This window comes from uncultured Sphingomonas sp. (assembly GCF_913778135.1).
Taxonomy (GTDB): domain Bacteria; phylum Pseudomonadota; class Alphaproteobacteria; order Sphingomonadales; family Sphingomonadaceae; genus Sphingomonas.
The window spans coordinates 1-5,890 of record NZ_CAJYVU010000027.1 but is presented as its reverse complement, the minus strand read 5'-3'; the positions used below and the strand labels follow the sequence as shown (position 1 = coordinate 5,890).

Genomic DNA, 5,890 nt, shown 5'->3' with positions numbered 1-5,890 from the left:
GCGGCTTCGCGGTCAGGCTCACGGTTGGCTCGCGCGGGTGCGGGCGAGAAGGATGGATGCGATGGCGACGACGCCCGAAACGATGACGGCCGAGAAGGAGCTGGTGCTCACCCCGCCCGATCCCGTGCCGCAGGTCGCGCCCGCGAAGGCGGCGGGGCTGGTGCCGGTCGACCAGGGCACGCGAACCGAGCTCGAAACGCGCGTCGATACCTTCGTCGAACAGCTGATCGCAGAAGACGTGAACAGCCCAGAGTTCGGGCGCCGCGTCGACGCGATCACCAGCATGGGGCAGAAGGAAATCCGCGACGCCGCCGGCCAGTCCAACCGCTTCCTCGATCGCCCTGTTCGCGCGATGGACAAGGACGACGGCGTCGGCAAGGACCTGGCGCAGCTGCGCCGCGTGGTCGAGGACCTCGATCCCGGCAAGAAAGGCAATCTGACCGCGCCGCAGAAGCTGTTCGGGATCATCCCGTTCGGCAACAAGATGCGCAATTACTTCGACAGCTACAAATCCAGCCAAACACACATCAGCTCGATCCTGAAGAGCCTGTCGTCGGGCAAGGACGAGCTGCTGATGGACAATGCCTCGATCGATACCGAACGCGCGAACCTGTGGACCGCGATGGGGCGGCTGGAGCAGATGATCCACCTGTCGCAGACGATGGACGCGCGGCTGGAGGACAAGGCCAACGAACTCGACACGACCGACCCGGCGAAGGCGAAGGCGATCCGCGAGACGGCGCTGTTCTACGCCCGCCAGCGCACGCAAGATTTGCTGACGCAGATGGCAGTGACGGTGCAGGGTTACCTGGCACTCGACCTGGTCAAGAAGAACAATGTCGAGCTGATCAAGGGCGTCGACCGCGCGTCAACGACGACGGTCGCGGCGCTGCGCACCGCGGTGACGGTGGCGCAGGCGCTGACCAACCAGAAGCTGGTGCTGGAACAGATCACGCAGCTGAACACGACGACTGCCAACATCATCGATTCGACCGGCAAGCTGCTGCGCTCCAACACCGCGCGCATCCATGAGCAGGCAGCAGCGTCGACGATTCCGCTAGAGACGCTGCAGCGCGCGTTCCAGAACATCTATGACACGATGGACGCGATCGACGACTTCAAGTTGAAGGCGCTCGACAGCATGAAGACGACGGTCACGACGCTGGGCAGCGAGGTCGAGAAGTCGAAGGGCTATATCGCGCGTGCAGAGGGTGCGGCGCAGAACCGCGTTTCCGGGCCGGCCGATCAGTTCCAGCTGGAGGCGCTGTGAGCGGACCGACCCCGCCGGCCACCTCGACCGACGAGGCGATCGCCGACGCGCGCCGTGCGGTTGATCGGATGCGTAGCGGCGGCGGCGTGGTGCAGACGCAGCGCCGGCCGACACGCGGCGGTCGCGGGGGCGTGAAGCAGCGCGCGACGCTGATCGCGCTCGCCAACGCCGCAATCCTGATCGCGGCGGCGCTGTTCGGCGGGATCGTGATGCCGCTGGGCATGTTCGGCGCGCTGGCGGTCATGATGCTGATGCTGGCGGTGACGCTGGCGATCGCGTTTGCGCCCGCCACGCCGGTGCCGACGCCTGAGCGGATCGCACGCAGCGAGATCAAGGCGCTGCCCGCCGCGACGGCGCGCTGGCTCGACGCGCAACGCCCCGCTCTACCCGCGCCCGCGGTGCCGGTGATCGACCGCATCGGCGCACAGCTCGACACACTCGGCGCGCAGATCGGCGCGCTGGACGACGATGCGCCTGCTGCTGCCGAGGTACGTCGGCTGGTCGGCGAACAGCTGCCCGAGTTCGTGCGCGATTACCAGAAGGTGCCCGCCGGGCTTCGCTCGACGCCGCGCAACGGCAAGACGCCCGATCAGCAGCTCGCCGACGGTCTGGGCGTGATCGAGCGCGAGTTGGGCGAGATGAGCGAGCAACTGGCGCAGGGCGACCTGGACGCGCTGGCGACGCGCGGCCGCTTCCTGGAGATCAAATACCAGGGCGAATAATGGGGTGAGGCGTGACGCGCGACGGTTGATCAGTCCCAGCGGACGGCAGACTCATCCACGTCTGACCGACCTCGGTCGTGCGGAAGCGATCGAGCGGGATGTGCGCGCGTTCCAGTGCGCGGTGCAGCTCGATGCGGGGCTGGTCGATGCCCTCCGAGGTCAACTCGAACGTGCCCCAGTGAACGCCCAGCGCGTAGGCCGCCCCAAGCTGCTCGAACGCGGTGACCGCCTGCGTTGGGCCGATGTGGTTGCCTGTCTCCGCGCCGGTGAAATGGTAGGCGCCGATTGGCAGCAGCGCGAACCGCACCGGACCGTAGCGGCGCGCCTCGACCGCCCAGCGCATGTCGCCGGGCCCGGTGTCGCCCGCGAAATACAGGTTGCCGCCCGGCAGCGTGACGACGAACCCGCTCCATAGCGCGCGGTCGTGGTCGCCGACACCGTGCCCGCTCCAGTGATGTGCGCGCGTGACGATCACGTCGATGCCGGGGCGTAAGCCAACGCGCCCGCCCCAGTCGCGCGCCTGAGCCTTGATGTCGTAGCGCGCGAGCAGCGCGTCGTTGCGCAGCCCCGTCACGATCAGCGGATGGTCGCGGTCGAACAGCGTCTTGAGTGTGCCGGTGTCGAGGTGGTCGTAATGGTCGTGGCTGAGCAGCACGAGGTCGATCCGCGGCAGGTCGGCAAGCCGGACGCCGGGCTCGCGCACGCGCCGGGGTCCGGCGAACTGCACGGGCGAGGATCGCTCCGCCCAGACCGGGTCGGTCAGGATATTCAACCCTCGCGTCTGCACCAGCACGGTCGAGTGGCCGATCCACGTCACCGCCATGGCCTCTCCCTCGACGCGCGCGGGCGGGCGCGTCGGCGTGACCGGCACGATCGGCCAGCTGTGCGCGCGCGAGAACAGGCTCTCCACCAGCCCGACCGGCCCCTTCTTCGCGTCGCCGCCGCTGCCTTGCTCGCCGTCGGGATTGAAGAAACGGCGTCCGTCGAAATGATCGCTGCGCGGCAGCTCTCCGGGCGTGATCGCGGGCACCGAGCAGCCGGCGAGCAGGAGAAGGGCTGAAAGGCGTCGGATCATCGTGGTCGCGCAGCTCTAAACACAAACCTTCGCTGCTGCGTCACCGTCGCCGGCGTGTCAAACCCGGCTCACCCGGCCGCCATTCCCCACAGCAGATAACCGTTCAGCCCTAGGATCACCGCCGCAATTGCCCAGGCGAGCGCCGACAGCCAGCGCGGCGCGGTGAAGCTGCCCATGTAACCGCGGTTGGCGGTGAAGGCGACGAGCGGGATCACCGCGAAGGGTAGCTGAAGCGAGAGGATCACCTGGCTGAGCACCAGCAGCTCGCCCGCTCCCTTGTCGCCCGACGCGCCGACGACGAGCACCGCGGGCAGGATCGCGAGCGCGCGCGTGACGAGCCGGCGGAGCCAGACCGGCAGCCGCAGATCGAGGAACCCCTCCATCACGATCTGCCCGGCGAGCGTGCCGGTGACGGTCGAGTTCTGCCCGCTGGCAAGAAGCGCGATCGCGAACACCGCGCTGGCGCCGCCGACGCCCAGCATCGGGGCGAGCAGTTCGTGCGCCTGCTCGATCTCAGCCACCTCGGTGCGCCCGGCGGTGTGGAAGGCGGCGGCGGCGAGGATCAGGATCGCGGCGTTGATGAAAAAGGCGAGCCCGAGCGCGACCGTTGAATCGATCGTGGCGAGTTTCAGCGCGCGGTGCCGCCCCGCCTCCGCCTCGCCGTACGCGCGGGTCTGCACGATCGAAGAGTGAAGGTAGAGGTTGTGCGGCATCACGGTCGCACCGAGGATACCGATCGCGATGTAAAGCGCGGCGGGGTTGGTCACGACCTCCGCCTGCGGGATCAGCCCGCCCGCCGCCGCGACCCAGTCGGGCCGCGCCCAGATCAGCTCCAGCCCGAAACACACCGCGATCACGACCAGCAATGCGGCGATGAACGCCTCCAACTGGCGGAAGCCGCGGCGCTGGAGCGCGAGGATCACGAACACGTCGAGCCCGGTCAGCACCACGCCCCAGACGAGCGGCAGGCCGAACAGCAGCTTCAAGGCGATCGCGGTGCCCAGCACCTCGGCGAGGTCGCAGGCGATGATCGCGATCTCGGCGAGCAGCCACAGCGCGATGCTGACCGGCTTCGACGTGCGCGCGCGGCATGCCTGCGCCAGGTCGTGTCCCGCACCGATGCCGAGCCGCGCGGCGAGCGCCTGCAGCACGATCGCCATCAGGTTGGAGCACAGCACGACCGAGAGCAGCAGGTATCCGAAGGCGGAGCCGCCCGCGATGTCGGTCGCCCAATTGCCCGGGTCCATATAGCCGACCGCAACGAGCCAGCCCGGCCCGACGAAGGCGAGCATGGTACGCCAGAACCCCGCGTCCTCGGGCACCCGGATCGAGGCGTAGCTGTCGGCCAGCGATCGGGCGGGCGAGTGCGACGGTGACGACATCGTGTCTGCCATGCGGGAGAAGCGCGCCCGGTTCAACGCGTTATACGCCTCGCATCGACGTAAGCATTCGTTGCCGCGCGGCGACAAGCGCCGTTTCGGCCATTGCGTGTTCAGGCGCCCCGCCGCAAGAAGGTGCCATGACAACGCTTCGCGCCCCCGCAGCCATCCTGACCGCCCTCGCCGGCTCGCTCGCTCTCGCCGCGCCGGCATACGCCGCGCAGCCGATCAGCGGCCGCTATGTGACGGAGGACGGCGCGGCATTGGTCGAGGTCGGGCCGTGCGGGGGCAAGACCTGCGGGCGGATCGTGCGGGTGCTGAAACACACGCCGGGCGCGGCGGCGACCGACGTCAACAACAAGGACAAGGCGCTGCGCAGCCGCCCGATCGTCGGCATGCCGGTGTTGTCCGAGTTCGCCGACGCCGGCGACGATTGGCGCGGGCGCATCTACGACCCGCGCAACGGCAAGACGTACAAGTCGATCGTCAGCCGCAACTCCGACGGCACGCTGAAGGTGCAGGGCTGTATTGCGTTCCTGTGCCAGACGCAGACCTGGCGCCCGGCGCGCTGACGCGCGACTCTGACCGCTCCACCGGGGGATGCGCCCACGCTCGTGCGCTGGCGCATGGTGAAGCTGCAGGCACGCTGCTGCCGGTGCCTCCTCTCGCAGCAGTCACCTCACCGGCGCCGCGCCCGGCGAAAACGCGGACTTACGCAGGCGAGCCTTCCTTGGTCTAATTCAGACAGAGATCCTGTCCTCTTTTACCACAACTTCATCTCCGCGTGGCCATAATCGGGCCAAAGGGGATATTGAATGCGTAGTTTGCGCACCGTGCTGCGCCATACCAAGGGTGCTGCGCTGCCGATGCTGGCCGCAGGATTGCTGCCGGCGATCGCCGCGCTCGGCTCCGCGATCGACATGGGGCGCATGTACGTCGCCAAGTCGGCGCTGCAAGCGGGCGTTGATGCCGCGGCACTCGCCGGCGCGCGTTCCTACGCGGTCACCGGCGACGTGCCGAATTCGCGCGAGGCGCAGGTCGATGCCTATTTCTACGGCAACTTCCCGCGGGAAACGATGGGGTCGACCGGGCTGGTCCTGACGCCAACCTTCGCCACGGTGAACAAGCGCAACCAGACCAGCGTGACCGCGAGCGTCGACATTCCCATGACGTTCATGCGCGCGTTCGGCATCGAACAGCAGAAGATCTCCGCGGTCGCCACCGCCGAAATCCAGCCGCACCCGCTCGAAATCATGATGGTGCTGGATAATACCGGATCGCTCAAGACCAATCTGCCTGCAAGCAAGGGCGCCGCCGCGGTGACGCGCATCACCGCACTGAAGGACGCGTCGCGCAGCTTCCTCGACATCCTGTACCAGGGTGCGGACCAGCGCGACGATCTGGCGCTGGGGTTCGTGATGTACGACATCACCGCCAACGTCGG

Annotated in this window: 6 protein-coding genes; 4 read left to right on the top strand and 2 right to left on the bottom strand. The window is 68.1% G+C overall.

Translation table 11 applies throughout. The annotated features are described in order from the left end of the window. Positions 1 to 61: 61 nt before the first annotated feature. Together QZ847_RS02835 and QZ847_RS02830 are read left to right on the top strand one after the other, a co-directional pair. Complete coding sequence (locus tag QZ847_RS02835; RefSeq protein ID WP_294352887.1) at positions 62 to 1,270, top strand: toxic anion resistance protein; 1,209 nt, start codon at positions 62 to 64, stop codon at positions 1,268 to 1,270. Then, a complete protein-coding gene (locus tag QZ847_RS02830) occupies positions 1,267 to 1,992 on the top strand; it encodes a hypothetical protein (protein ID WP_294352886.1) in 726 nt (241 codons plus the stop codon). The genes QZ847_RS02835 and QZ847_RS02830 overlap by 4 nt, the downstream gene beginning before the upstream one ends. On the opposite strand, the gene QZ847_RS02825 is transcribed toward QZ847_RS02830, so the two are convergent. Together QZ847_RS02825 and QZ847_RS02820 are read right to left on the bottom strand one after the other, a co-directional pair. Next, the gene (locus tag QZ847_RS02825) at positions 1,973 to 3,067 is read right to left on the bottom strand and encodes an MBL fold metallo-hydrolase (RefSeq protein ID WP_294352885.1); all 1,095 of its coding nucleotides are present in this window, start codon (positions 3,065 to 3,067) and stop codon (positions 1,973 to 1,975) included. The two genes, QZ847_RS02830 and QZ847_RS02825, sit on opposite strands and share 20 nt — an antisense overlap. A 68-nt stretch (positions 3,068 to 3,135) precedes the next feature. Then, the gene (locus QZ847_RS02820; protein WP_294352883.1) at positions 3,136 to 4,449 is read right to left on the bottom strand and encodes an Nramp family divalent metal transporter; all 1,314 of its coding nucleotides are present in this window, start codon (positions 4,447 to 4,449) and stop codon (positions 3,136 to 3,138) included. 137 nt (positions 4,450 to 4,586) lie between these two features. Here QZ847_RS02820 and QZ847_RS02815 point away from each other — a divergent pair, with 137 nt between their 5' ends. Further along, positions 4,587 to 5,018: a DUF2147 domain-containing protein gene (locus QZ847_RS02815; protein ID WP_294352882.1), complete on the top strand. Its 432-nt coding sequence runs from the start codon at positions 4,587 to 4,589 to the stop codon at positions 5,016 to 5,018. Positions 5,019 to 5,261: 243 nt separating this feature from the next. Further along, positions 5,262 to 5,890 (top strand): TadE/TadG family type IV pilus assembly protein (locus QZ847_RS02810; protein ID WP_294352879.1); only part of this gene is annotated, 629 nt, incomplete at its 3' end.